This window comes from Delftia tsuruhatensis (assembly GCF_903815225.1).
GTDB classification, from domain to species: Bacteria; Pseudomonadota; Gammaproteobacteria; order Burkholderiales; family Burkholderiaceae_C; genus Comamonas; species Comamonas tsuruhatensis_A.
This window is the reverse complement of record NZ_LR813084.1, coordinates 5141605-5166263: the sequence shown is the minus strand read 5'-3', so window position 1 is coordinate 5166263 and position 24659 is coordinate 5141605. Positions and strand designations below refer to the sequence as shown.

22 protein-coding genes are annotated in these 24659 nt (G+C 68.1%); 17 read left to right on the top strand and 5 right to left on the bottom strand.

The genetic code is table 11. The annotated features are described in order from the left end of the window. Positions 1–5 precede the first annotated feature (5 nt). The 17 genes from rsmH to L1Z78_RS23450 all read left to right on the top strand — a co-directional run bounded on the left by rsmH (position 6) and on the right by L1Z78_RS23450 (position 19447). Entirely contained in the window at positions 6–935 is a 930-nt protein-coding gene (gene rsmH, locus L1Z78_RS23530) for a 16S rRNA (cytosine(1402)-N(4))-methyltransferase RsmH (RefSeq protein WP_234638751.1), read from the top strand. Positions 936–975: 40 nt separating this feature from the next. Then, positions 976–1260: a cell division protein FtsL gene (ftsL, locus tag L1Z78_RS23525; RefSeq protein WP_234638750.1), complete on the top strand. Its 285-nt coding sequence runs from the start codon at positions 976–978 to the stop codon at positions 1258–1260. Beyond that, positions 1257–3005 (top strand): peptidoglycan D,D-transpeptidase FtsI family protein, encoded by a 1749-nt coding sequence (locus L1Z78_RS23520; RefSeq protein WP_234638749.1) that lies wholly within the window; start codon positions 1257–1259, stop codon positions 3003–3005. Before ftsL ends, L1Z78_RS23520 begins: the two co-directional genes overlap by 4 nt. After that, positions 3002–4531, top strand: coding sequence for a UDP-N-acetylmuramoyl-L-alanyl-D-glutamate--2,6-diaminopimelate ligase (locus L1Z78_RS23515; RefSeq protein ID WP_234638748.1), 1530 nt, complete (start codon positions 3002–3004; stop codon positions 4529–4531). Before L1Z78_RS23520 ends, L1Z78_RS23515 begins: the two co-directional genes overlap by 4 nt. Continuing rightward, a complete protein-coding gene (locus L1Z78_RS23510; RefSeq protein WP_234638747.1) occupies positions 4528–5943 on the top strand; it encodes a UDP-N-acetylmuramoyl-tripeptide--D-alanyl-D-alanine ligase in 1416 nt (471 codons plus the stop codon). Before L1Z78_RS23515 ends, L1Z78_RS23510 begins: the two co-directional genes overlap by 4 nt. Then, the gene (gene mraY, locus L1Z78_RS23505) at positions 5934–7112 is read left to right on the top strand and encodes a phospho-N-acetylmuramoyl-pentapeptide-transferase (RefSeq protein ID WP_234638746.1); all 1179 of its coding nucleotides are present in this window, start codon (positions 5934–5936) and stop codon (positions 7110–7112) included. The genes L1Z78_RS23510 and mraY overlap by 10 nt, the downstream gene beginning before the upstream one ends. 4 nt (positions 7113–7116) lie before the next feature. After that, on the top strand, positions 7117–9093 hold the full coding sequence (gene murD, locus L1Z78_RS23500; RefSeq protein ID WP_234638745.1) for a UDP-N-acetylmuramoyl-L-alanine--D-glutamate ligase: 1977 nt from the start codon (positions 7117–7119) through the stop codon (positions 9091–9093). Beyond that, positions 9090–10355: a putative lipid II flippase FtsW gene (gene ftsW / locus L1Z78_RS23495; protein WP_234638744.1), complete on the top strand. Its 1266-nt coding sequence runs from the start codon at positions 9090–9092 to the stop codon at positions 10353–10355. Before murD ends, ftsW begins: the two co-directional genes overlap by 4 nt. Continuing rightward, positions 10352–11443, top strand: coding sequence for an undecaprenyldiphospho-muramoylpentapeptide beta-N-acetylglucosaminyltransferase (gene murG, locus L1Z78_RS23490; RefSeq protein ID WP_234638743.1), 1092 nt, complete (start codon positions 10352–10354; stop codon positions 11441–11443). The genes ftsW and murG overlap by 4 nt, the downstream gene beginning before the upstream one ends. After that, positions 11440–12873 (top strand): UDP-N-acetylmuramate--L-alanine ligase, encoded by a 1434-nt coding sequence (murC, locus tag L1Z78_RS23485; RefSeq protein WP_234638742.1) that lies wholly within the window; start codon positions 11440–11442, stop codon positions 12871–12873. Before murG ends, murC begins: the two co-directional genes overlap by 4 nt. After that, complete coding sequence (locus tag L1Z78_RS23480) at positions 12870–13841, top strand: D-alanine--D-alanine ligase (protein ID WP_234638741.1); 972 nt, start codon at positions 12870–12872, stop codon at positions 13839–13841. The genes murC and L1Z78_RS23480 overlap by 4 nt, the downstream gene beginning before the upstream one ends. Beyond that, positions 13838–14641, top strand: a complete 804-nt coding sequence (locus L1Z78_RS23475; RefSeq protein WP_234638740.1) for a cell division protein FtsQ/DivIB — start codon at positions 13838–13840, stop codon at positions 14639–14641. The genes L1Z78_RS23480 and L1Z78_RS23475 overlap by 4 nt, the downstream gene beginning before the upstream one ends. 83 nt (positions 14642–14724) lie before the next feature. Beyond that, positions 14725–15954, top strand: a complete 1230-nt coding sequence (ftsA, locus tag L1Z78_RS23470) for a cell division protein FtsA (RefSeq protein WP_234638739.1) — start codon at positions 14725–14727, stop codon at positions 15952–15954. Positions 15955–16073: 119 nt separating this feature from the next. Continuing rightward, positions 16074–17312 carry a cell division protein FtsZ gene (gene ftsZ / locus L1Z78_RS23465; RefSeq protein ID WP_234638738.1) on the top strand — a complete coding sequence of 413 codons (1239 nt, stop codon included), beginning with the start codon at positions 16074–16076 and terminating at the stop codon, positions 17310–17312. A 92-nt stretch (positions 17313–17404) separates the two neighbouring features. After that, positions 17405–18328 (top strand): UDP-3-O-acyl-N-acetylglucosamine deacetylase, encoded by a 924-nt coding sequence (gene lpxC, locus L1Z78_RS23460; protein WP_234638737.1) that lies wholly within the window; start codon positions 17405–17407, stop codon positions 18326–18328. 13 nt (positions 18329–18341) lie between these two features. Then, positions 18342–18518 carry a hypothetical protein gene (locus tag L1Z78_RS23455; RefSeq protein ID WP_234638736.1) on the top strand — a complete coding sequence of 59 codons (177 nt, stop codon included), beginning with the start codon at positions 18342–18344 and terminating at the stop codon, positions 18516–18518. Between the two features lie 77 nt (positions 18519–18595). After that, positions 18596–19447 carry an alpha/beta fold hydrolase gene (locus L1Z78_RS23450; protein ID WP_234638735.1) on the top strand — a complete coding sequence of 284 codons (852 nt, stop codon included), beginning with the start codon at positions 18596–18598 and terminating at the stop codon, positions 19445–19447. Here L1Z78_RS23450 and ruvC read toward each other — a convergent pair. From ruvC to L1Z78_RS23425, 5 genes are read right to left on the bottom strand one after another with little or no spacing between them, the layout of a single operon-like run. Further along, positions 19441–19989, bottom strand: coding sequence for a crossover junction endodeoxyribonuclease RuvC (gene ruvC / locus L1Z78_RS23445; RefSeq protein WP_234638734.1), 549 nt, complete (start codon positions 19987–19989; stop codon positions 19441–19443). The two genes, L1Z78_RS23450 and ruvC, sit on opposite strands and share 7 nt — an antisense overlap. Positions 19990–20006: 17 nt before the next feature. Beyond that, positions 20007–20723: a monofunctional biosynthetic peptidoglycan transglycosylase gene (gene mtgA, locus L1Z78_RS23440; protein WP_234638733.1), complete on the bottom strand. Its 717-nt coding sequence runs from the start codon at positions 20721–20723 to the stop codon at positions 20007–20009. Positions 20724–20730: 7 nt separating this feature from the next. Continuing rightward, positions 20731–21591: a shikimate dehydrogenase gene (aroE, locus tag L1Z78_RS23435; protein WP_234638732.1), complete on the bottom strand. Its 861-nt coding sequence runs from the start codon at positions 21589–21591 to the stop codon at positions 20731–20733. A 34-nt stretch (positions 21592–21625) separates the two neighbouring features. Next, complete coding sequence (locus L1Z78_RS23430; RefSeq protein ID WP_234638731.1) at positions 21626–22489, bottom strand: energy transducer TonB; 864 nt, start codon at positions 22487–22489, stop codon at positions 21626–21628. Between the two features lie 41 nt (positions 22490–22530). Continuing rightward, entirely contained in the window at positions 22531–24600 is a 2070-nt protein-coding gene (locus tag L1Z78_RS23425; RefSeq protein WP_234638730.1) for a ribonuclease catalytic domain-containing protein, read from the bottom strand. Positions 24601–24659 lie beyond the last annotated feature (59 nt).

The window sequence follows — 24659 nt, the reverse complement described above, 5'->3', positions numbered from 1 at the left end:
TTTTCTTGAATCAGCCGTTGCAACACATCACCGTTTTGCTCGACGAGGCCGTCGACGCGCTGCTGGACGGTGCCGCGCAGCCCATTGCCGGGCAGTGGGTGGACGCGACGTTCGGGCGAGGCGGACATTCCCGGCGCATCCTGCAGCGGCTGGGGCCGGATGGGGCCTTGCTGGCGTTCGACAAGGACCCGGACGCGATCGAAGAGGCAGCGCGCATCACCGATGCGCGTTTTTCGATTCGGCACGAGGGCTTTCGCCACCTGGCCGAGCTGCCCGCCGCCAGTGTGCGGGGCGTGCTGATGGATCTGGGCGTGAGCTCCCCCCAGATCGACAACCCCGAGCGCGGATTCAGCTTTCGCTTCGAAGGCCCGCTGGACATGCGCATGGATACCACGCGCGGCCAGAGTGTGGCGGACTGGCTGGCGGAGGCCGATGCGCAGCAGATTGCGGAGGTGATACGTGACTACGGCGAAGAACGGTTTGCTGGCCCCATTGCAAAGGCGATTGTTGCTCGACGCGAAAGCCAGGGGCCTCTCCGCAACACCGCGGAGCTTGCCGAGCTCGTGGCTGGCGCGGTCCGGACCCGCGAGGCTGGGCAGAACCCAGCGACACGCACATTCCAGGCTCTTCGGATTTTCATCAATGCCGAGCTTGAGGAACTCGAGCAGGCGCTAGAAGCCAGCCTGCGCGTGCTCGCGCCGGGCGGGCGCCTGGTGGTGATCAGCTTTCACTCGCTGGAAGACCGCATCGTCAAGCAATTCATCGCCAGACACTCCAAGGAAGTCTATGACCGCCGGGCGCCCTTTGCCGCGCCCACGCCCATGCGCCTGCAGGCGCTGGGCCGCATCAAGCCCGGAGAGGCCGAGGTCACCGCCAATCCGCGCTCGCGCTCGGCCGTGATGCGCGTGGCCGTACGTACCGAGGTGCCTGCATGAGTCGCGGCATCGGCTCCATGCGGCAGGGGAGGGACGGGGCATGCTGCGCCTGAATCTCATGCTGCTGCTGGCGGTGATGGCCAGCGCCGTCTTTCTCGTGCACACGCAGTACGAGTCGCGCCGGCTGTTCACCGAACTGGACAGGGCCGTGGCCGAGTCGCGCCGCCTGGCCACGGAGCAGCAGCGCCTGCAGGTGGAAAAGCGGGCGCAGGCCACGCCCCAGCGCATCGAGGTGATGGCGCGTGAGCGCCTGCAGATGAAGCCGGCCACGCCGGCCATCGCCCAGTACGTCAATGACGATGCGCGCACGGGAGTCGCTCCATGACACGCTCCGTGCTCTACACCTCCAGCCCCCTGCTGGCCTCCAAGACACCCTTGTGGCGCAGCAAGATGATCGTGGCCATGCTGGCCCTGGGCTTCGTCGGCCTGGGGGCGCGGGCGGCCTATGTGCAGGTGTTCGGCAACGACTTCTTCCAGCGCCAGGGTCAGGTGCGCTTTGCACGTACGCTGGAGTTGCCCGCCAACCGAGGCCGCCTGCTGGACCGCAACGGCCTGATCCTGGCCTCCAGCGTGCCGGCGGCCAGCATCTGGGCCATCCCGGAGGACGTGGAGCAGGACGACCCCGAGGTCAAGGCCAAGCTCAAGCAACTGGCGTCGCTCATGGAGATGCCGCTGCCCGCACTGATGGACAAGCTGGCCGACGAGGACAAGACCTTCGTCTGGATCAAGCGCCAGCTCGACTGGGATGTGGGCCAGCAGATCCAGGCGCTCAACATCAAGGGCATCTACCAGCGCAAGGAATACAAGCGCCAGTACCCCGAGGGCGAATCGGCCGCCCACATCGTGGGCTTCACCAACGTGGAAGACCAGGGCCAGGAGGGCATGGAGCTGGCGTTCGACAAGGAACTGGGCGGCAAGCCCGGTTCGCGGCGCGTGATCAAGGACCGCCTGGGCCGCGTGGTCGAGGGCGTGGGCGAGGAAGTGCCGCCCCAGGACGGGCGCGATATCCAGCTGTCCGTGGACAGCAAGGTGCAGTACTTCGCCTACCAGAAGCTCAAGGACCAGGTCATCGCCCACAAGGCCAAGGCCGGCAGCGTGGTGGTCATGGATGCGCACACGGGCGAGCTGCTTGCGCTGGCCAACTACCCCAGCTATGTGCCTGACAAGCGCAAGAACCTGACCGGCGAGCAGTTGCGCAACCGCGCCATCACCGACACCTTCGAGCCCGGCTCGACCATGAAGCCCATCACCATCGGTCTGGCGCTGGAATCAGGCCGGTTCAAGCCGGAAACACCGATAGACACCTCGCCGGGCCGCGTCAACGTGACCGGCTCGACGATTTCGGATACCCACAACTATGGCCTGCTGACCGTGGCCGGCGTGATCCAGAAGTCCAGCAACGTGGGCACGACCAAGATCGCGCTGCAGATGCCGGCCAAGGACATGTGGGAGACCTTCTCGGCCGTCGGCTTCGGCCAGAAGCCGCAGATCTCGTTCCCGGGCGCGGCCAGCGGACGCCTGCGTCCGTACAAGACCTGGCGGCCCGTCGAGCAGGCCACCATGGGCTATGGCTACGGCCTGTCCGCCAGCCTGCTGCAGATGACGCGCAGCTATACCGTCTTCGCCAATGGGGGGCGGGTGATTCCCGCCACCATGATCAAGACCGACGAGCCGCCCGTGGGCGTGCCCGTGTTCTCGCCGCGCACGGCCAACGAGGTGCGCAAGATGCTGGCCCTGGCGGCCGGTCCCGGCGGCACGGGCCAGCGTGCCCAGACCATCGGCTACTCGGTGGGCGGCAAGTCCGGCACGGCGCGCAAGCAGCAGGGCAAGGGCTATGCGGCCGGCAAGTACCGCGCCTGGTTCACGGGCATGGCGCCCATCGAGAACCCGCGCATCATCGTCGCCGTGATGGTGGACGAGCCCAGCGCCGGCACCATCTATGGCGGCACGGTGGCGGCGCCCGTGTTCAGCGAAGTGGTGCAGCAGACGCTGCGCCTGATGGGCGTGCAGCCTGATATGGAAGTCAAGCCCTTGATCGTCGCCAACCCCGTGGAGGAGCCTTCGCTATGAGCGACTCCCCAGCCATCGCCATGCTGTCCTCGGCTGCCGAGGCCGTCCATTGGCTGGGTGCCCGCCTGAAGGGGGCCGGCACGCTGCAGACCGACAGCCGCAAGGTCCGCCCCGGCGACGCCTTCATCGCCTGGCCTGGCGCGGCCACCGATGGTCGTGCCCATGTGGCCTCTGCGCTGGAGCGCGGTGCCGTGGCCTGCCTGGTCGAGGCCGAGGGAGTGCAAGCCTTCGGCTTCGGCGGCGAGCGCATCGCCGCGCTGCCCGGTCTCAAGGCCGCCACGGGCCTGATCGCCGACCAGTGGTTCGCGCATCCCAGCGGGCAGGTCGATGTGCTGGCCGTGACCGGCACCAACGGCAAGACCACCACGGCCTGGTGGCTGGCCCATGCGCTGGCCCGGGTGACGCTGCAGGGGCGCCGCGGATGTGCCCTGGTGGGCACGCTGGGCGTGGGCGTGCCGCCCGCGCTGGAGCCCACGGGCATGACCACGCCCGACCCCGTGCGGCTGCAGCGTGCATTGCGTGAATATGCCGACGCGGGCCTGGCAGCCTGCGCCATCGAGGCGTCCTCCATCGGCATCGTCGAGCACCGACTGGACGGCACGCGCATCCGCGTGGCGCTGTTCACCAATTTCACGCAGGACCATCTCGACTACCACGGCAGCATGCAGGCCTATTGGGAGGCCAAGGCCGCGCTGTTCGACTGGCCCGGCCTGCAGGCGGCCGTCGTCAATGTGGACGATGCGCACGGTGCGCGCCTGTGGGCACGCCTGCAGTCGCGTCCGCAGTCCGCCGCGCTCGATGTCTGGAGCATCTCCATCGAAGGCGCGGCGCGCCTGCAGGCCAAGGACATCGCTTTGGGCGCAGAGGGCCTGGGTTTCACCGTGATCGAGGCCGGCCGCAGCCTGCGCATGCACACGCGCATGGTGGGCCAGTACAACGTCTCCAACCTGCTGGGGGTGCTGGCCACGCTGCGCAGCCTGGGCCTGAGCCTGGACGATGCCGTCGCCGCCTGCTCCCACCTGGAGCCCGTGCCGGGGCGCATGCAGCAGATGGCCCAGCCGGGCCAGCCGCTGGTGGCCGTGGACTATGCCCATACGCCCGACGCGCTGGACCAGGCGCTGCGCGCGCTGCGTCCGGCGGCCGAGCAACGCCAGGGCAGGTTGTGGTGCGTGTTCGGCTGCGGCGGCGACCGCGATGCCAGCAAGCGGCCGCTCATGGGGCAGGCCGCCCAGAAGAATGCCGACTGCGTGCTGGTCACCAGCGACAACCCGCGCAGCGAAGTGCCCGGCCGCATCATCGACCAGATCCTGGCCGGCATGCAGCCGGGCGAGAACCTGCTTGTCCAGGCCGATCGCGCGGCGGCCATCGCCCAGGCGATCGCTCACGCCAGCGAACGCGACGTGGTGCTGATCGCCGGCAAGGGACACGAGGACTACCAGGAGACGGCGGGCCTGCGCCATCCGTTCTCCGACATGGCCGAGGCGCGCAAGGCGCTGGCGGCCCGTGAAGGAAAGAAGCGGTCATGATGACCTTGCAACAAGCGCTGGAATTGATCCGGTCGCAACTCCCCGAAGCCCGGCTGGTCGGAGACGGCCAGACCCAGCTCGCGCGCGTGCACACCGATACCCGCACGCTGCAGGCCGGGGACCTGTTCGTCGCCCTCAAGGGCGAGCGTTTCGATGCCAACCAGTTCCTGGCCCAGGCCCGCGAAGCCGGTGCGGCGGCGGCCCTGGCCCATGGCGGCCTGGAGGCGGCAGGCCTGTCCGGCATCGAAGTGCCCGACACGCTGCGCGCCCTGGGCGCGCTGGCCACGGCCTGGCGCGCGCGCTTCGCGCTGCCGCTGATCGCCGTCACAGGCAGCAACGGCAAGACCACGGTCACGCAGATGGTCGCCTCCATCCTGCGCGCCCATGCGGGCGAGGCGGCATTGGCCACGCGCGGCAATTTCAACAACTCCATCGGCCTGCCGCTGAGCCTGATGCGCATGACCGGCCAGCACCGCGTGGCGGTGCTGGAGATGGGCATGAACCATCCCGGCGAGATCGCCGAGCTGGCCGCCATCGGCCAGCCCACGGTGGCACTGGTCAACAACGCCCAGCGCGAACACCAGGAGTTCATGCACACGGTCGAGGCCGTCGCACGCGAGAACGGCAGCGTGCTGGCGGCCCTGCCGGCCGACGGCGTGGCCGTGTTCCCGGCCGGCGACACGTACACGCCGCTGTGGCATGAACTGGCCGGTGCACGTGCCTGTGTACTGTTCGGCGAGTCCGGCGACGGCGCCCAGGTGCATGCGCGCGATGCACTGTGGCTGGGCGATGCCTGGCAGTTCACGCTGGTCACGCCCGGGGGCGAGGCCCCGGTGCGCCTGCACATCGCCGGCCGCCACAACGTGCGCAATGCGCTGGCCGCGGCGGCCTGCGCACAGGCCGCGGGTGTTGCGCTGGCCGACATCGCGCGGGGCCTGAGTGCCTTCGAGCCCGTGCAGGGCCGTTCGCGCGCGCTGGGTGTGAACGTCGGCGGGCGCACCATCACCGTGGTCGACGACAGCTACAACGCCAACCCCGATTCGGTGGCAGCGGCCATCGAGGTGCTGCGCGAGCTGCCCGCGCCCCAGTGGCTGGTGCTGGGCGACATGGGCGAGGTCGGCGACCAGGGGCCGCAATTCCACGCCGAGGCCGGCGCGCTTGCGCGCAGCCGCGGCATTCCCCGGCTGTTCACGCTGGGCGCGCTGGGCGCATCGGCCGCGGCTGCCTTCGGTGAAGGCGCGCGGCATTTCGAGGACATGGCATCGCTGCAGCAGGCGGTCGGTGCCGCGCTGCCCGAGGCGGGCAGCATTCTGGTCAAGGGTTCGAGGTTCATGAAGATGGAGCAGGTGGTTCAGGCGGTCGAGGCGGCCGGCAAGGATGACGGTCGCACGAAGGAGGCCGCATGCTGCTGATGCTGTCGCAATGGCTGCAGGGCCTGTCGCCGGAATTCAGCTTCCTGCGCGTGTTCCAGTACCTGACGCTGCGCGCCGTGATGGCCGCGCTCACGGCCCTGGTCATCGGCCTGTTGGCCGGCCCGCGCCTGATCCGCATGCTGACGGCGCTCAAGATCGGCCAGCCCGTGCGCGGCTACGCCATGGAGACCCATCTGGTCAAGAGCGGCACGCCCACCATGGGCGGCGCGTTGATCCTGCTGTCCATCGCCGTCTCCACGCTGCTGTGGTTCGACCTGTCCAACCGTTTCGTCTGGATCGTGCTGCTGGTCACGCTGGGCTTCGGCACCATCGGCTGGGTGGATGACTGGCGCAAGGTGGTGAACAAGGATCCCGAAGGCATGCGTTCGGGCGAGAAGTACTTCTGGCAGTCCGTCATCGGCCTGCTGGCCGCGCTGTACCTGGTGTTCTGCATCTCCGAGAACTCCAATGCCCAGGTGTTCGAGCTGTTCGTGACCTGGGTGCAGTCGGGCTTCGCGCTGGACCTGCCGCCCAAGGCCGGCCTGCTCGTGCCCTTCTTCAAGGAAGTCAGCTATCCGCTGGGCGTGCTGGGCTTCGTGGTCATGACCTATCTGGTCATCGTGGGCGCCAGCAATGCCGTGAACCTGACCGACGGCCTGGATGGACTGGCCATCATGCCCGTGATCATGGTGGGTTCGGCCCTGGGCATCTTCGCCTATGTGACTGGCAACGCCGGTTATGCCAAGTACCTGCTTTTCCCGCACATCCCGGGCTCGGGCGAGCTGCTGGTGTACTGCGCGGCCATGGCCGGCGCGGGCCTGGCTTTCCTGTGGTTCAACGCCCACCCGGCCCAGGTCTTCATGGGCGATGTGGGCGCGCTGGCCCTGGGCGCCTCGCTGGGCACCATCGCCGTGATCGTGCGCCAGGAAATCGTGCTGGCCATCATGGGCGGCATCTTCGTGGTCGAGGCCCTGTCGGTGATGCTGCAGGTCACCTGGTTCAAATACACCAAGAAGCGCTATGGCGAAGGTCGCCGCCTGCTCAAGATGGCGCCGCTGCACCACCATTTCGAGAAGAGCGGCTGGAAGGAAACCCAGGTCGTGATCCGCTTCTGGATCATCACCATGCTGCTGTGCCTGCTGGGCCTGTCCACGCTGAAGCTGAGGTGATCGCATGAACACCGAAGACTTCAAGACCACGATCCAGGCTGCGGGCCATGAGCCTGTGGCCGCTGCGCCTGCGGTTTCGGCTTCGGCATCGGATGCGCCCGTCCCCTCGGAGGTGGTGGAGGCGGCCGCGCTCACGGTGCGGCCCGAGGGGGAGGCGGTCATTGAACCGGTGCCGGACACGTCTCCGGCCCACGGGCAGGCCGATGGTGCGGCCGGGCTGTCGGCGCCGGAGGCGTCTGAAGCGCCTGCGGCACCTGCGGCCATGACCGAGCCCGTGCCAGACATCTCCACGCTGACGGCCGCCCGGGATGCTGCAGCCTTCGTGGCCCAGATCTTCGCCGATCCCAGCATCTCCGACTCCGCCGATGCCGAAGTCACCCCGGTCGCCGCCGAGGCCGAAGCCGGAGGCGCCGAACCCGAACAGGTCCTGCCGCCCGTGGCCGCAGGCTGGCCTGGCCAGCAGGCCCAGCATCTGCAAGGCCAGCGCGTGCTCATCCTGGGCCTGGGCGCCTCGGGCCTGGCCATGGCGCGCTGGTGCGCGCGCTGCGGCGCCGAAGTCATCGTGGCCGACACGCGCCAGTCGCCACCGCAACTGCAGCAACTGGCCAGCGAACTGCCCCGGGTGCGCTTCGTGCCCGGAGTGCTCACGGCCCAATTGGTGGACGGACAGGGCCTGGGCCTGGTCTACCGTTCGCCCGGCCTCAGCCCCGCCACCGTGGCGCCGGTGGTCGACACCGCGCGCGCCCAGGGCCTGCCCGTGGGCGGTGAGCTCGATCTGTTCGCCATGGCGCTCAAGGCCCTGGCGGCGGCCCATGGCTACCGACCCACCGTGCTGGGCATCACGGGTACCAATGGCAAGACCACGGTCACTTCGCTGACAGGGCAACTGCTGGAACACGCGGGCCTGAGCGTGGCCGTGGCCGGCAACATCGGCCCCACGCTGCTGGACACGCTGACGCAGGCCATCGATGCCGAGACCCTGCCACAGGCCTGGGTGCTGGAGCTGTCCAGCTTCCAGCTCGACGGCGTGCAGATGTTCGAGCCCACGGCGGCCGCCGTGCTCAACATCACCCAGGACCATCTGGACTGGCATGGCAGCCTGCGTGCCTATGCCGATGCCAAGGCCTGCATCTTCGGCCGCGAGGGCATCATGGTGCTCAACCGCGAGGACCCCGAGGTCATGCGCATGCTGCCTGCCCCCGTGGTGCCGCAGGGCAAGCGCCAAAAGCCCCAGCAGCGTGCCCACATCACCTTCGGCGGCGACATGCCGCGCCGTCCCGGTGACTTCGGCCTCGAAGTGGTCGCTGGCATGACCTGGCTGGTGCGTGCCCACGAGGCCGACGAAACCGCCAAGGGCAAGGCCGCCGACGACCTGCACATCCAGCGCCTGATGCCCGCCGACGCGCTGCGCATCCGCGGGCGGCACAACGCCATCAATGCCCTGTCGGCCCTGGCACTGGCCAGCGCCGGCGGCTGCACGCTGGCACCGCTGCTGTACGGCCTGCGCGAGTACCGCGGCGAGCCGCACCGCGTCCAGCCCATCGGCCGCGTCGAAGGCGTGGAGTACTACGACGACAGCAAGGGCACGAACGTGGGTGCCACCGTGGCCGCGCTGTCGGGCCTGGGGCCTGACCACCGCATCGTGGTCATCCTGGGCGGGGACGGCAAGGGGCAGGACTTCTCTCCCCTGGCCGCGCCCGTGTCGCGCCATGTGCGCGCCGCCGTGCTGATCGGCCGCGATGCCGCCCTGATCCGCGCCGCACTGCAGGATTGCGGCGTGCCCCTGGTCGACGCCACCACCATGGCCGACGCCGTGGAGCAGGCCGCCTCGCGGGCCCATGAGGGCGATGCCGTGCTGCTGTCGCCCGCCTGCGCGAGCCTGGACATGTTCCGCAACTACGAGGACCGGGCCCACCAGTTCGTCGAGGCCGTGCGTGCCCTGGCCCTGGATGCCGGGCATGAGCTGGGAGGCGCGGCATGAGCACCCTGAACCAGGTCCTGGGCCGCATGCGCTCCTGGTTCGGAGGCGCGCAAGAGAAGGCCATCGATGTGCTGCCCGTGCGCCTGGGCGGACCCCAGTACCACCGGCCCACGCAGACGCCGGCCAGCGTGCTCGGCCTGGACCAGGCCCTGATCTGGGTGGTGATCGGGCTGCTGGCCTGGAGCCTGATCATGGTGTATTCGGCATCGATCGCGATGCCCGACAACCCGCGCTTCGGCAAGATCGCGCCCACCCACTTCCTGCTGCGCCATGCCATGTCCATCGGCATGGCCTTCGTCGGCGCGCTGCTGGCCTTCCAGGTGTCCATGGCCACCTGGGAGCGCATGGCGCGCAAGCTGTTCCTGGTGTCCCTGGTCCTGCTGGTGGCGGTGCTGATTCCGCACGTGGGCACCGTGGTCAACGGCGCGCGCCGCTGGCTGTCGCTGGGCATCATGAACTTCCAGCCGTCCGAGCTGGCCAAGTTCGCCGTGCTCATCTATGCGGCCGACTACATGGTGCGCAAGATGGAGGTCAAGGAGCGCTTCTTCCGCGCCGTGCTGCCCATGGGCCTGGCGGTGGTGCTGGTGGGCGTGCTGCTGCTGGCCGAGCCGGACATGGGGGCCTTCATGGTGATCGTGGTGATCGCCATGGGCATCCTGTTCCTGGGCGGCGTCAACGCGCGCATGTTCTTCCTGATCGCGGCCCTGGTGGTGCTGGCCTTCGTGATGATCATCGCCACCTCCGAATGGCGGCGCGAGCGCATCTTCGCCTACCTCAATCCCTGGGACGAAAAGCACGCCCTGGGCAAGGGCTACCAGCTGTCGCACGCGCTGATCGCCATCGGCCGCGGCGAGATCTTCGGCGTGGGCCTGGGCCGCAGCGTGGAGAAGCTGCACTGGCTGCCCGAGGCGCATACCGACTTCCTGCTGGCCGTGATCGGCGAGGAGTTCGGACTGGTCGGCGTGCTGCTGATCGCCGTCACCTTCCTGTGGCTGACGCGCCGCATCATGCTCATCGGCCGCCAGGCCATCGCGCTGGACCGCGTGTTCGCGGGCCTGGTGGCCGAGGGCGTGGCGATCTGGATGGGGTTCCAGGCCTTCATCAACATGGGCGTGAACCTGGGCGCGTTGCCCACCAAGGGCCTGACGCTGCCGCTGATGAGCTTTGGCGGCTCGGCCATCCTGATGAATCTGATAGCGATAGCGGTGGTGTTGAGAGTGGACTACGAGAACAAGCTGCTGATGAAGGGGGGGCACGCATGACGGCTCCGGCTTCCCAAGGCAGCCACCGCCAGCGCACGGCCCTGATCATGGCCGGCGGCACGGGCGGCCATATCTTCCCCGGCCTGGCCGTGGCCCAGGCGCTGCGCGAGCGCGGCTGGAACGTGCGCTGGCTGGGCGCGCCGGGCTCCATGGAGTCGCGCATCGTGCCGGCCCAGGGCTTTCCGCTGGAGACCATCGATTTCTCGGGCGTACGCGGCAAGGGCCTCATGACGCTGGCTTTTCTGCCCATGCGCCTGCTGCGCGCCTTCTGGCAGGCGCTGGCCGTGGTGCGTCGCGTCAAGCCAGACGTGGTCGTGGGCCTGGGCGGCTACATCAGCTTTCCCGGCGGCATGATGGCCGTGCTGGCGGGCAAGCCCCTGGTGCTGCATGAGCAGAACTCCGTGGCAGGCATGGCCAACAAGGTGCTGGCCGTCGTCTCCGAGCGCATCTTCACGGCCTTTCCCGGCGTTTTCGCCAAGGGCCGCTGGGTGGGCAATCCGCTGCGCCAGGCCTTCACCGAGCAGCCCGCGCCCGAGCAGCGCTTCGAAGGCCGCAGCGGTCCGCTGCGCCTGCTGGTGGTGGGTGGCAGCCTGGGCGCCAAGGCGCTCAACGAGATCGTGCCCCAGGCGCTGGCCCTGATCCCGGCCGAGACCCGCCCCATCGTGCTGCACCAAAGCGGCGCTGCCCAGATCGATGCGTTGCGCGCCAACTACGCGGCCGCCGGCGTGCAGGCCGAGCTGACCCCCTTCATCGACGATACGGCCCGCGCCTTCGCCGAGGCCGATGTCATCGTCTGCCGCGCCGGTGCCAGCACCGTCACCGAGATCGCGGCCGTGGGCGCCGCGGCCATCTATGTGCCCTTTCCGGCGGCGGTGGACGACCACCAGACCACGAACGCGCGTTTCCTGGTCGATGCCGGCGGTGGATGGTTGATGCAACAAAGCGCACTGACTGCCCAAAGTCTGGCCGAAATGCTACAAAATATGCAGCGAGCGACGCTGCTGGAGCGCGCTGGAAAAGCCAAGAAAATGCAAAAGACAGATGCCACCGCCGAGGTGGTCGCCGCCTGTGAGGAACTGGCCGCATGAAGCACGCCATCCATCACATCCATTTCGTCGGCATCGGTGGCGCCGGAATGAGCGGCATCGCCGAGGTGCTGCACAACCTGGGCTACGCCATCTCGGGCTCTGACCTGGCCGACAGCGCCACGCTGCGCCGCCTGGCCGACCTGGGCATCGCCACCCATGTCGGCCATGAGGCGGCCCATATCGAGGGCGCTGATGCCGTCGTCACCTCCACCGCCGTGCAGGCCGACAACCCCGAGGTGCTGGCCGCACGCGCACGCAAGATCCCCGTCGTGCCGCGTGCGCTGATGCTGGCCGAGCTGATGCGCTTCAAGCAGGGCATCGCCATCGCGGGTGCCCACGGCAAGACCACCACTACCAGCCTGGTGACCAGCGTGCTGGCCGAGGCCGGGCTGGACCCGACCTTCGTGATCGGCGGCAAGCTCAACAGCGCGGGTGCCAACGCCAAGCTGGGTCAGGGCGACTACATCGTGGTGGAGGCCGACGAGTCCGATGCCTCCTTCCTGAACCTGCTGCCCGTGATGGCCGTGGTCACCAACATCGATGCCGACCACATGGAAACCTATGGCCATGATTTCGGCCGGCTCAAGGGTGCGTTCGTCGATTTCCTGCACCGCATGCCGTTCTATGGCCGCGCCATCCTGTGCGTGGACAGCCCGGCCGTGCGCGAGATCCTGCCCCAGGTGGCGCGCCCCGTCACCACCTATGGCTTCGCCGAGGACGCCCAGGTGCGGGCCCTGAACGTGCGCGCCGAGGCCGGGCGCATGTGCTTCACCGTGCGTCGCCAGAACGGCCAGTCCTACCCCGACATCGATGTGGTGCTGAGCCTTCCCGGCGAGCACAACGTACTCAATGCCCTGTCGGCCGTGGCCGTCGCCATGGAACTGGAGATTGCCGACGAGGCCCTGCTGCGCGCCTTCGAAAGCTTCAAGGGCGTGGGCCGGCGTTTCCAGCGCTATGGCGAACTGGCTGCGGCCGATGGCGGCAGCTTCACCGTCATCGATGACTACGGGCACCACCCTGTGGAAATGGCGGCCACGCTGGCCGCCGCGCGCGGCGCCTTCCCGGGGCGGCGCCTGGTGCTGGCCTTCCAGCCGCACCGCTACAGCCGCACGCGCGACTGTTTCGAGGATTTCGTCAGGGTCATCGGCCTGGCCGATGCCGTGTTGCTGACCGAGGTCTATGCGGCCGGCGAGACACCCGTCGTGGCCGCCGATGGCCGCTCGCTGGCGCGCGCCCTGCGCGTGGCCGGGCGGGTCGAGCCGGTTTTTGTGGAAAACGTTGCCGAGCTGCCGGCGGCCATCGCCGCCAACGCGCGTGATGGCGACGTGCTGTTGTGCATGGGTGCAGGCTCGATCGGTGCCGTGCCAGGAAAGTTGGTTGAAATGCTTCAGAAACAAGGGCTGCAGGCGCAGCAGGGAGCCGCGCAATGAGCAGTTTCGGCAACGGAATCGATGTCAGGGGACTGGGCAAGGTGGCCGTGTTGCTGGGAGGCCGCTCGGCCGAGCGCGAGGTGTCGCTGATGTCGGGCGCGGGCGTGCTCAAAGCCCTGCTGTCGCAGGGCGTGGATGCCCATGCCTTCGATCCGTCGGAGCGCGACCTGGGCGAGTTGAAGAAAGAGGGCTTTGACCGCTGCTTCATCGCGCTGCATGGACGCTACGGGGAGGATGGCACGGTTCAGGGCGCACTGGAGCTTCTGGGCATTCCCTACACCGGCCCCGGCGTGATGGCCTCCAGCATCGCCATGGACAAGATCATGACCAAGCGCATCTGGCGCTTCGAGGGCCTGCCCACGCCGGACTGGCGCCTGGTGGCCAGCGCCGACGAGACGCGTGCCGCGCTGCAGGCGCTGGGCGCGCCCATGATCGTCAAGCCGTCGCGCGAAGGCTCGACCATCGGTCTGACCAAGGTCTGGACGGCCGAGGAATGCGCGCAGGCCTATGCGCTGGCCTCGAAGTACGACCCCGAGGTGCTCTGCGAGGAGTTCATCGCGGGTGACGAGACCACCTGCCCCGTGCTGGGAACCGGCGAGGGCGCCCACGCGCTGCCGGTGATCCGCATCGTCGCGCCCGAGGGAAACTACGACTACCAGAACAAGTACTTCACCGACGACACCCGGTACCACTGCCCCAGCGGCCTGCCTGCCGAGGAGGAGGCCGAGATCCGGCGCATCGTGGTCAAGGCCTTCCGCACGCTGGGCTGCCGCGGCTGGTCGCGTGCCGACATCATGATCCGCGCCAGCGACCGCAAGCCCTTCCTGCTGGAGATCAACACCTCGCCGGGCATGACCGGGCATTCGCTGGTACCCATGTCGGCCCGCGCCATCGGCGTGAGCTACGAAAGCCTGTGCCTGGGCATTCTGGCGAGTGCCGCCCTGGATTCGGAGTCGGAGCACGCATGAGCTACTCCCTGCCCGCCCCCTTCGACGTCAAGCTCATGAACGTGACCGCCACGGTCCTGTTCGTGGGCGTGGCCGCGCTGGGGCTGGCAGCCGTGAGCTGGTGGGCACTGCGCCATCCGGCATTCAACATCGGCCGCATCGTGGTCGAGGGTGAGCTGGTGCACAACAACGCCGTGACCCTGCGCGCCAACGTGGCGCCCGTGCTCACGGGCAATTTCTTCACTGTCGATCTCAAGGGCGCCAAGGCGGCCTTCGAGCAGGTGCCCTGGGTGCGCGAGGCCCAGGTGCGCCGCGACTATCCCAACAGCCTGCGTGTCATCCTGCACGAGCATGTGGCCGAGGCCTTCTGGGGGCCGGACTCCGGCACCGGCCTGGTCAACAGCTTCGGCGAGGTGTTCGAGGCCAACCTGGGCGAACTCGACCGCGAAGGCCTGCCGCGCCTGCAAGGCCCCGACGGCAGCGCCACGCAGATGCTGCAGATGTACCGGCTGCTGGTGCCGGCGCTGGGGCCGCTGGAGGTGGAGATCGACGGTCTCACGCTGAACCCGCGCGGCAGCTGGCAGTTGCGGCTGGCCAATGACGCGCAGATCGAACTGGGCGGCGGCAGCGTGGAGGCCGTGCTCCAGCGCGTGCAGCGCTTCGTGCGCACGCTGCCCCAGATCACGACCCAATACAAGCGCAAGGCGGACGCCATCGAGTCGGCCGACCTGCGTTATGAAGACGGATATGCGCTGCGGTTGCGCGGTGTGACCACCGGCGGCACGGCCAAGGCGCCGGCTGCGGTGCGTCCCCGACGCTGAGACGAGGCAGGACAGACACATGTACGCGCACACCACGCAGCGACACAGGCACAGGACAGAACCAACCGGGGGCGGATGCTGATATGGCAAGAGAATACAAAGATGTGATCGTCGGACTGGACATCGGCACGGCCAAGGTCATGGCCGTCGTGGCCGAGGTCCTGTACAACGGCGAACTCAAGCTCGCCGGCCTGGGCGTGGCTCCCAGCAACGGGCTCAAGCGCGGCGTGGTGGTGAACATCGATGCAACGGTGCAGAGCATCCAGCAGGCATTGAAGGAGGCCGAGCTGATGGCCGACTGCAAGATCCAGCGCGTGTGCACCGGCATCACCGGCAGCCACATCCGCGGACTGAACTCCAGCGGCATGGTGGCCATCAAGGACAAGGAAGTCACGGCCACCGACGTGGCGCGCGTGATGGAGACGGCCAAGGCCATCAACATCTCCTCGGACCAGCGGCTGCTTCTGGTCGAGCCGCAGGAATTCGTGATCGACGGCCAGGAAGTGCGCGAGCCCATCGGCATGAGCGGCATCCGCCTGGAAGCCAAGATCCACATCGTCACGGGTGCGCAGAGCGCGGCCGAGAACATCATCAAGTGCGTGCGCCGCTGCGGCCTGGAGGTCGAGCAACTGCTGCTCAACCCGCTGGCATCGAGCCAGGCCGTGCTTACGGACGACGAGCGCGAGCTTGGCGTGGCCGTGGTCGATATCGGCGCGGGTGCCACCGACGTGGCCATCTTCACGGGCGGCGCCATCCGCCACACGGCCGTCATTCCGATCGCGGGCGACCTGATCACCAGCGACATCGCCATGGCGCTGCGCACGCCGACCAAGGACGCCGAGGACATCAAGGTCGAAAGCGGCTATGCCAAGCAGCTGCTGGCCGACCCCGATGCCCAGGTCGAGGTGCCGGGCCTGGGCGACCGCAGCCCGCGCATGATCAGCAAGCAGGCGCTGGCCGGCGTGATCGAGCCGCGCGTGGAAGAGATCTTTTCGCTGGTGCAGCAGGTGGTGCGCGATTCCGGCTACGAGGAAGTGCTGTCCTCGGGCATCGTGCTGACCGGCGGCAGCGCCGTGATGCCGGGCATGGTCGAACTGGGCGAGGACATCTTCCTCAAGCCCGTGCGCCGCGGCATCCCCAAGTATTCGAGTGCTCTGGCCGACATGGTGGCGCAACCCCGCGCCGCCACCGTGATGGGATTGCTCGAAGAGGCCCGCCTGGCTCGCCTGCGCGGTTTCAAGGTGGCACAAAAGAGTGGGTCCATGAAGACCGCTTTTGGCCGTTTCAAAGACTTCATCGTGGGGAACTTTTGACATGTGCTTTCATCGACTGCGCATTACCGGCCCGCCCACCGGCTTCCGAATACCGGACGAAAAGACTGACCTTCCCCAAACGGTGGTGACCACTTATACAGAGCTACAGGAGAACCAACATGCCCATCGACATGATTGAAGTTGAAGAATTCAACCAGGGTACGCAGATCAAGGTGATCGGCGTTGGCGGCGGCGGCGGCAACGCCGTGGAGCACATGATCGCGCGCAACGTGCAGGGCGTGGAATTCGTCTGCGCCAACACCGACGCGCAGGCCCTTCTGCGCAGCAGCGCACACCGCACCATCCAGTTGGGCGGCAGCGGCCTGGGCGCGGGCAGCAAGCCCGACAAGGGCCGCGAGGCCGCCGAGGCCGCCGAGGACGACATCCGCACCGCCATCCAGGGCGCGCACATGCTGTTCATCACGGCCGGCATGGGCGGTGGCACGGGCACGGGCGCGGCACCCGTGATCGCGCGCGTGGCCAAGGAGATGGGCATTCTCACCGTGGGCGTGGTCACCAAGCCCTTCGAGTGGGAGGGCGGGCGCCGCATGGCCAACGCCGACAGCGGCCTGAACGAGCTCGAGGCCAACGTGGACTCGCTGATCGTGGTGCTCAACGAGAAGCTGCTGGACGTGCTGGGTGACGACATCTCGCAGGACGAGGCCTTTGCCCACGCCAACGACGTCCTGAAGAACGCCGTGGGCGGCATTGCCGAGATCATCAACGAGTACGGTCACGTGAACGTCGACTTCGAGGACGTGCGCACCGTCATGGGCGAACCCGGCAAGGCCATGATGGGCACGGCCAAGGCCGCAGGCCCCGACCGCGCGCGCATCGCCGCCGAGCAGGCCGTGGCCTGCCCGCTGCTGGAAGGTATCGACCTGTCGGGTGCCAAGGGCGTGCTGGTGCTGGTCACGGCGGCCAAGGGCAGCCTCAAGCTGTCCGAGTCGCGCCTGGCCATGAGCACCATCAATGCCTATGCCTCGCCCGATGCGCATGTGATCTACGGCGCGGCCTACGACGACACCCTGGGCGACGAGATCCGCGTCACCGTGGTGGCCACCGGCCTGTCGCGTCCCAACGCGCGCCGCCAGAACATGCAGGTGGTGCAGGGCGGCCTGCGCACCGGCACCGACAACATGAGCTACCAGCTGCCCTCTGCATCCATGGGCGCCGCCACGGCGGCGGCAGGCATGGTCGGCGGTGCGGCCGGCGGTGCCGACTACGGCAACAACATGTCGGTGCCCAGCGTCTGGCGCACCAACCGCACGCAGGCCGCGGCCCGCGTCGATGCCCTGGCTTCCGGCGGCATGGACGACCTGGAAATCCCGGCCTTCCTGCGCAAGCAGGCTGACTGAGCAGCGGCCGATACGGCTGCTGCATTGCCGTGATAGCGAAAGCCGTGCCGGGGCCATGCCCCTGCACGGCTGGCGCACTTTAAAATAGCCGGATGCTCCAACAACGCACCATCAAGACGATCACCCGTGCCGTGGGCGTGGGTCTGCACAGCGGCCAGCGCGTCGAACTGACGTTGCGCCCGGCGCAGCCCGACACCGGCATCGTGTTCCGTCGCGTGGATCTGCCGGAGCCCGTGGACATCCCGATCTCGGCCGAAGCCGTCACTGACACGCGCATGGCCTCCACCATCGGCACGGGCGGCGCCAAGGTGCATACCGTGGAGCACCTGATGTCGGCCATCGCCGGCCTGGGACTGGACAACCTCTACATCGACATCACCGCCGAGGAAGTGCCCATCCTCGATGGTTCTTCCGCTTCCTTCGTGTTCCTGCTGCAAAGCGCGGGCATCGAGCTGCAAAAGACCCCCAAGCGCTTCATCCGCGTGATCCGCCCCGTCGAGGTGCGCGAAGGCGAGGGCCAGAACCTCAAGTGGGCGCGCTTCGATCCCTACCACGGCTTCAAGCTGCGCTTCGAGATCGACTTCGCCCATCCTGCCGTGGACTCCACGGGCCAGTGCGTGGAGTTCGACATGGGCGAGGACAACTACACGCGCGACATCGCGCGCGCGCGCACCTTCGGTTTCACCAAGGACGTGGAGATGCTGCGCAGTCACGGCCTGGCGCTGGGCGGCGGCATGGACAACGCCATCGTCATGGACGATTACAAGGTGCTCAACAGCGACGGACTGCGCTATGACGACGAGTTCGCCAAGCACAAGATCCTGGACGCCATCGGCGACCTCTACCTGATCGGCAAGCCGCTGCTGGCCGCCTACAGCGCCTTCCGCTCGGGCCACGGCATGAACAACCAGCTGCTGCGCGCACTGCTGGCCCAGCCCGACGCATGGGAGCTGGTCAGCTTCGAGAGCGAGCGCCAGGCACCCAAGGGCTTCGCCCAGCCTGCCCGGGCCTGGTGAGGCCGGCGCCGCCATGCTGATCTTCCGCTGGCTGGCCACCCTGCTGCTGCTGGCTTCGGCCGTGTCCTTCGCCTTCTACCTGGGCACGGGCCGCCCGCACTACAAGCGCTGGGGCTTCATCATCCTCAAGTGGACCGTGATTGCCGGCGTGACCTTCTTCGCCGTGCTGTTCTTCGGGCGCATCGCCTGAGGGGGCGGCCACGGCACGCGGGCCCATCGGTCGTTGCCCGTCGTTATCCATCGCTGTGGGGAGGCTGACCGGCTGACATGAAGCAAATCCGGATCCGGGCTGGCGACGGCCACAGCATCACGCTGACGCGCACCGGTCCTTCCAAGGGGCCGATCGCGGCCATCACGCATGGCACTTTTTCCGGCTCTGCGTCCTGCGCACGGCTCGGCGCATATCTGAATTCCCAGGCCGTGGGATCATGGCTGTTCGACTGGCGTGGCCATGGGCGCAATGCGGACTGTGGCCATGACTACGATCTGGAAACCGTGGCCATGCACGACATCGGCAGCGCCATCGATGCAATCTGCCATGAGGAGCAGGGCCGGCCGCTGGCCCTGATCGGCCACAGCGGAGGTGGCATTGCCGCAGCCATCTGGGCCGCGCGCAATCCGGAACTGGCCCTTGATCGCCTCTCTGGCGTGGCACTTCTGGCCGCCCAGACCACCCATGCTGCCGCAACCCTGCTGGCCTGGGCGAAGATCCGGGGCTATCGGGCGTGGATAGGCCACCGCCACTGGATAGCCCCCAGCCGCAGGGTGGGACCCGAGGCGGAGAGTGGGCGGCTGATGCGCCAGTGGTGCCAATGGAACCTGGAGCGTCGGTTTGTGGGACGCGATGGAATGGATTACATGCAGGCGCTCTCGCGCGTCAGCCTTCCCGTCTTGGCGCTGGCAGGCTCCGGTGACCGGTTGATCGCTCCCTGGCAGGGATGCGAGGCCCTGGCCAGGGCCTTTGGCGGTCCGGATGTGCAATTCCTGCTGTGCGGCAAGGCCGGCGGCTTCAGGGAGGACTACAGCCACAGCCGGTTGCTGATGGCGGGCAATGCGCAGTCCGATGTGTTTCCCCGGATCGCGCAATGGATCCGTGACCGGGCCGGAGAGGTTCAGTAGACCCGTCCGCCCTTGTAGACCGCGTGCTGGCGCCGCTGCAGCTGCGTGACCTCGGCCATCTTCGTCATGGCCGCGCCGGCATGGGCGTGGGTGATGGCCAGGCCCAGGGCGTCGGCGGCGTCGGTGCCGGGCAGGCCGGGCAACTGCAGCAGGCGCTTGACCATCTCCTGGATCTGGCTCTTGGCCGCGCGGCCGTGGCCGGTCATGGCCTTCTTCATCTGCAGTGCGGTGTACTCGGCCACGGGCAGGCCGGCGTTGACCAGGGCCGTGAGCGCGGCGCCGCGTGCCTGGCCCAGCAGCAGGGTGGATTGGGGATTGACGTTGACGAAGACGATTTCCACGGCCGAGCTGTCGGGCTGGTAGCGGCCGGCGACTTCCGAGATGCCGTCGAACAGCAGCTTGAGCCGCCCCGGCAGGTCGCCGAGCGCGATGCCCGTGGTGCGGATGGTGCCGCTGGCCACGTAGGCCAGGCGGTGGCCGTCGACGTCGATCACGCCGAATCCCGTGGTCTGCAGCCCGGGGTCGATTCCAAGAATGCGCATGGCGTGACTGTAGCTGCTCAGGGGACCACGGCGCTGGGCATTCTTTGCATGACCACGCGTGTGCGCTGGAGCAGGTAGCTGGAGTTGGGCAGCTTCTCGAAGCGCTTGGGCTGGGGCAGCATCACGGCCAGGCGTGCGGCCTCGGCGCTGCTCAACTGGGAGGCGCTCTTGCGGAAGTAGTGGTGTGCCGCGGCTTCCGCGCCGAACACGCCCTGGCCCCATTCCACGCTGTTCAGATAGATCTCCAGGATGCGCTGCTTGCTCAGCATCAGCTCCAGCAGGTGGGTCAGCACCAGCTCCTGTCCTTTGCGCAGCAGGCTGCGTTCGCCCGACAGCAGCAGGTTCTTGGCCAGTTGCTGGGTGATGGTGGAGCCGCCATAGATCTTGGGCGCCTTGCCGTTGTCGGCCTTTTGCGCACGGGCCTCGGCGCGCTGGTTGCGTTCCCAGGCCTTTTCGATGGCTTCCCACTGCACGCCGTGGTGCTCGATGAAGCTGTCGTCCTCGGACGCGATGACGGCGCGCTTGAGCGCGGGCGCGATGCGGTCATAGGGCAGCCACTGCTGGCTCCAGCGCAGGCCCTCGGAGCTGCGCAGCAACTGCCAGGCCTCGGAGCGCTGAAAGGCCGTGGACTGCGGATCGACGACCACCATCAGCGCGATGCGCAGCACGAAGAACAGCTGCAGCAGCAGGCCGGCGCACAGCACCAGCACCAGCGCGCGCGCTACGGATCTCATGGATTCCTCAGCCGCCCTGGGCGATGTGGGCGCGCAGTTCGGCCAGCACCTGGGCCGAGGGGGGGCGCACGCCGCGCCATAGCGCGAACGACTCGGCGGCCTGCTCCACCAGCATGCCCAGTCCGTCGCGGGCCTGGGCACCATGCCGTCCGGCCCATTGCATGAAGTCCTGGGCAGCGGGGCCGTACATCATGTCGTAGGCCAGGCTGCCGGGGCGCAGCACGCTGGCTGGCACGGGCACCTCGGCACCCGCGAGGCTGCTGGCCGTGGCATTGATGACCACGTCGAAGTCCTCCTCCACGGCCTGCTGCTCCAGTGCGGCCAGCTCCACGCCGTATTGCGCGGCGAAGGCGGCATGGCGCTGGACCAGGGTCTGGGCGCGTTCGAGGGTCCGGTTGACGACCGCGATGCGGCGCGGGCGCTCGGCGATCAGTGCACCCAGCGCGCCCGCCGCCGCGCCTCCGGCACCCAGCAGCAGCAGATCGCGGCCGGCCAGCCCAACGCCTGCGTTGCGCACGATGTCGGCCACCAGGCCCAGTCCATCGGTGTTGTCGGCATGGATGCCATCCGCCGTCAGCACCAGGGTGTTGGCGGCGCCTGCCAGTTGCACGCGTTCGCTGGACGTGGTGGCCAGCTGGGCGGCTTCCAGCTTGAAGGGCACGGTGACGTTGCAGCCGCGCCCGCCTTCGGCGATGAAGCCGTGCACAGCCTCGGTGAAGTCTTGCAATTCCACATGCCGGCGCTCGTAGCGCAGGACCTGCCCGCACAGTTCGGCGAAGCGGGCATGGATCCAGGGCGAGCGGCTGTGCGCGACGGGATTGCCCATGACGCAGTAGCGGTCGGAGGAGGTGGCGGCAGCGGAAGTCATGTCGAAAAGCAAGGGTGCGAAGAGGGCTGGGGAGCTATTGCACTGTGGTTTGCAGCGTCTGCTCACGCGTGAACTTGAAGCGTGAGACCACGGCGATCTGGTCGGCCTTGGCGCGCATGGCCGGGCTGAAGTGGCCGAAGGGGCCGGCTGCGCGCGCGATGGCTTCCGCGCGCGTGTCCAGCATGCGGTTGCCAGAACCTTGCACGATCTCGGTGGCCAGCACGCGGCCGTCGTGGTTGACGGTCAGGATCATGACCAGCTCGCCATAGAGTTTCTTGCCGGCCTGCTCGGGGAAGTTTTCCGTGCCCTTGTCCTCGACCTTGCGGCGCAGGCCATCGTAGTAGATGGCGTAGACGGCCTCGCGCGTGGCGGGACTGATGTAGCGCTTCTTGGGACGCGCGTTTTCCTCGTTGATGCGTTTTTCTATCTCGGCCAGCAGCTTCACCAGCTGGCGGCGCTTTTCCTGCTGGGCCTGCTGTTCCCTGGTCTGCCTGGCCGCCTCGCGCGGGTCCAGCGGCGGCAGGGCCGCGATCTGCTTGCGCAACTGGGTCAGCATGACGGTCTGCTGCTCCTGCATGGAGTCGATCTGGCGCTGGCGTTCCTCGAAGTCTTCGCCCACGGCCGTGAGGGCCGAGTAGGGCATGGGGCTGGAGGCCCGCCCCTTGTCGGCCTCGCCGCCACCGGCCAGCGAGGTCTGGGCGATGGCCTGCGCCTTGTCAGGCTGCTCGTTGGCCCGGGCGTTGACCAGGATGACTTCCAGCGGCGTGTCCTGGAACACACGGTCGAAGCGTTCGGGGTCGACGAAGCGGAACGAAAGCAGCCCCGCGTGGATGGCGATGGAAACGCCCAGCGCCAACTGCAGCGTGCTCAGGGAACGGAGGGCGGTAGGCAGTTTCACGTCAGGTCGGGTCAGGGACTGTTGCAGGGGTGTGCGAGGGCTCAGGACTGGGCGGGGTCCGCCGCCGTGCCATCGGCCTCGTTCATGTCCACGGCGATGGCGATGGGGCCGGCCACGGCTTCCTCGTCGTCTTCGGCCGCATCCTCGCCACCGGCCGCGACCGCGTCGCCATCCAGGCGTTCGATCAGCGTGCCCGAGACATCGAGCGCGATCTCGTCGATCTCGCCCAGGCGCACGCGTACATGGGCACCGCGCGGCAGGCCGGTGACGCCCAGCACCGGGAAGACCAGGGGCAGGTCGTCGGCGCGCACCAGCAGGCCGCCGCCCATGCCTTCCTTGATGACGGTGGCCGTCAGTTCGGTGATGGCGTGCTGCTGCAGGTACTTGAGGGTCCAGAAGCGTTCCATGCCGGCCTGGTAGCCGTTGTAGGCGCTGTAGGCCCCGTCGAAGCTGCTGATGATGCCGAACAGCTCGGCGTCCTTGGGCTTGAACGGCGCGGCCAGCGCGGCGGTCTTGCCATGGCGCGCGCAGGCGATGATCTGCCACTGGTTGACCAGGTCCACGTAGCGGCGCAGCGGCGAGGTGGCCCAGGCATAGCTCTTGACGCCGATGCCGGCGTGGGGCAGGGCCTTGGTGGACATGCGCACCTTGATGCCGGGCGCCAGGCTGGCCTGGCTGCGGTAGATGCCGGGCACGCCCAGCTCGGCCAGCCAGCTACCCCAGGTGCTGTTGGCGACGATGGCGGCCTCGGCCACGATCAGGTCCAGCGGAGCGCCGCGCTTGCGCACGGTGATCTCCACCTGCTCGTTGCCCCGGGGCTCGGCACCGCCGTTGCCCACGAGGCGGAAGTTGTAGTCGGGCCGGTTGAAGTTCTCTGGCTTGCCGCGCACTTCCTCGCGCCGCGCCTTCAGGTGTTTCGCCCAGCGCTGCAGGAAGGTCAGCTCGGCACGCTTGCCCTGGAGGACTTCGGGCGTGTCCTCGACTTGCAGGGCCGGGTCGGCCAGCCATTGCTCGGTGACGATGTGGTCCAGCTTGTCATGGCGGAAGTTGACCTGCACCGGCACGCGCTCCAGCCGTGTCTCGCTGGCCGTGGTCTCCAGCGTGGCTTCGTCGATGGTCACGTACAGGGACACGGCGGGGTTGGCGCGGCCTTCGTCCAGCGTGTAGATCTGCACCACCTCGTCGGGCAGCATGGTGATCTTGTAGCCGGGCATGTAGACCGTGGACAGGCGCGAGCGGCCCAACTGGTCCAGCGGCGTGCCTGGGACGATCGCAAGGCCGGGCGCCGCTATGTGGATGCCCACGGTGACCGTGCCCGTGCCCAGCCCGCGCACGGACAGGGCATCGTCGATCTCCGTGGTGGCCGAGTCGTCGATGGAGAACGCCTGGACCTCGGCCAGCGGCAGGTCGGCCGGCGGCTGGGGGGCCTGCAGCGCGGGGAACTGGGTGCCCTTGGGGAAGTGGTCGAACAGGAAGCGCTTCCAGTGGAACTCGTAGGCCGATTCGATGGCGCCGGCCTTGTGCAGCAGGTCCAGGGGCGCCAGGCGCGTGGCGCGGCTGGCTTCGACCACGGCCTTGTATTCGGGCGCGTTCTTGTCCGGGCGGAACAGGATCCTGTACAGCTGCTCGCGAATGGGGGCCGGGCATTCGCCGGCGCCCAGCTGGTCGGCCCAGGCCGTGATCTGGGCCTGGATCTGCTTTTTCTTTTCGATGCCGGCCAGCGCCTGCTGGAGGATCTCGGCGGGCGCCTTCTTGAAGCGGCCCTTGCCGGCACGGCGGAAGTAGTGCGGTGCCTCGTAGAGGCGGAACAGCGCGCCGGCCTGCTCGGCCAGCGTGGCCTTGTCCGAGAAATAGTCGCGCGCAAGGTCGGCGAAGCCGAACTCCTCCTCGGGGGCGAATTCCCAGGCCAGGTCCAGGTCGATCTCGGCGGCCTGCGCCTGCGCCTGGGCGATCAGTTCTGCCGGAGCCGGCTTGTCGAACTTGAGCAGGATGTTGGCGGACTTGACCTTGACCCGTTTGCCCGAATCCAGCTCCACCTGTGCGGAGGTGTCTGCTTCGGAGAGGATGCGGCCGGCCAGGAACTTGCCGGCTTCTTCAAACAATGCGTGCATAGCCCGGTATTCTCCCACGCGGCGCATGGCTGCTGCCAGGCCGGCACCGTCCCGTGGCC

What these genes read in the sequence shown, in the direction of transcription:
- L1Z78_RS23480 (WP_234638741.1), top strand. Translation starts at nt 12,870, where the DNA reads ATGAGCAGTTTCGGCAACGGAATCGATGTCAGGGGACTGGGCAAGGTG.
- mraY (WP_234638746.1), top strand. Translation starts at nt 5,934, where the DNA reads ATGCTGCTGATGCTGTCGCAATGGCTGCAGGGCCTGTCGCCGGAATTC.
- L1Z78_RS23475 (WP_234638740.1), top strand. Translation starts at nt 13,838, where the DNA reads ATGAGCTACTCCCTGCCCGCCCCCTTCGACGTCAAGCTCATGAACGTG.
- ftsA (WP_234638739.1), top strand. Translation starts at nt 14,725, where the DNA reads ATGGCAAGAGAATACAAAGATGTGATCGTCGGACTGGACATCGGCACG.
- L1Z78_RS23455 (WP_234638736.1), top strand. Translation starts at nt 18,342, where the DNA reads ATGCTGATCTTCCGCTGGCTGGCCACCCTGCTGCTGCTGGCTTCGGCC.
- L1Z78_RS23450 (WP_234638735.1), top strand. Translation starts at nt 18,596, where the DNA reads ATGAAGCAAATCCGGATCCGGGCTGGCGACGGCCACAGCATCACGCTG.
- L1Z78_RS23520 (WP_234638749.1), top strand. Translation starts at nt 1,257, where the DNA reads ATGACACGCTCCGTGCTCTACACCTCCAGCCCCCTGCTGGCCTCCAAG.
- L1Z78_RS23515 (WP_234638748.1), top strand. Translation starts at nt 3,002, where the DNA reads ATGAGCGACTCCCCAGCCATCGCCATGCTGTCCTCGGCTGCCGAGGCC.
- L1Z78_RS23425 (WP_234638730.1), bottom strand. Translation starts at nt 24,600, where the DNA reads ATGCACGCATTGTTTGAAGAAGCCGGCAAGTTCCTGGCCGGCCGCATC.
- ftsZ (WP_234638738.1), top strand. Translation starts at nt 16,074, where the DNA reads ATGCCCATCGACATGATTGAAGTTGAAGAATTCAACCAGGGTACGCAG.
- murC (WP_234638742.1), top strand. Translation starts at nt 11,440, where the DNA reads ATGAAGCACGCCATCCATCACATCCATTTCGTCGGCATCGGTGGCGCC.
- ruvC (WP_234638734.1), bottom strand. Translation starts at nt 19,989, where the DNA reads ATGCGCATTCTTGGAATCGACCCCGGGCTGCAGACCACGGGATTCGGC.
- ftsL (WP_234638750.1), top strand. Translation starts at nt 976, where the DNA reads ATGCTGCGCCTGAATCTCATGCTGCTGCTGGCGGTGATGGCCAGCGCC.
- murG (WP_234638743.1), top strand. Translation starts at nt 10,352, where the DNA reads ATGACGGCTCCGGCTTCCCAAGGCAGCCACCGCCAGCGCACGGCCCTG.
- ftsW (WP_234638744.1), top strand. Translation starts at nt 9,090, where the DNA reads ATGAGCACCCTGAACCAGGTCCTGGGCCGCATGCGCTCCTGGTTCGGA.
- lpxC (WP_234638737.1), top strand. Translation starts at nt 17,405, where the DNA reads ATGCTCCAACAACGCACCATCAAGACGATCACCCGTGCCGTGGGCGTG.
- murD (WP_234638745.1), top strand. Translation starts at nt 7,117, where the DNA reads ATGAACACCGAAGACTTCAAGACCACGATCCAGGCTGCGGGCCATGAG.
- mtgA (WP_234638733.1), bottom strand. Translation starts at nt 20,723, where the DNA reads ATGAGATCCGTAGCGCGCGCGCTGGTGCTGGTGCTGTGCGCCGGCCTG.
- aroE (WP_234638732.1), bottom strand. Translation starts at nt 21,591, where the DNA reads ATGACTTCCGCTGCCGCCACCTCCTCCGACCGCTACTGCGTCATGGGC.
- L1Z78_RS23510 (WP_234638747.1), top strand. Translation starts at nt 4,528, where the DNA reads ATGATGACCTTGCAACAAGCGCTGGAATTGATCCGGTCGCAACTCCCC.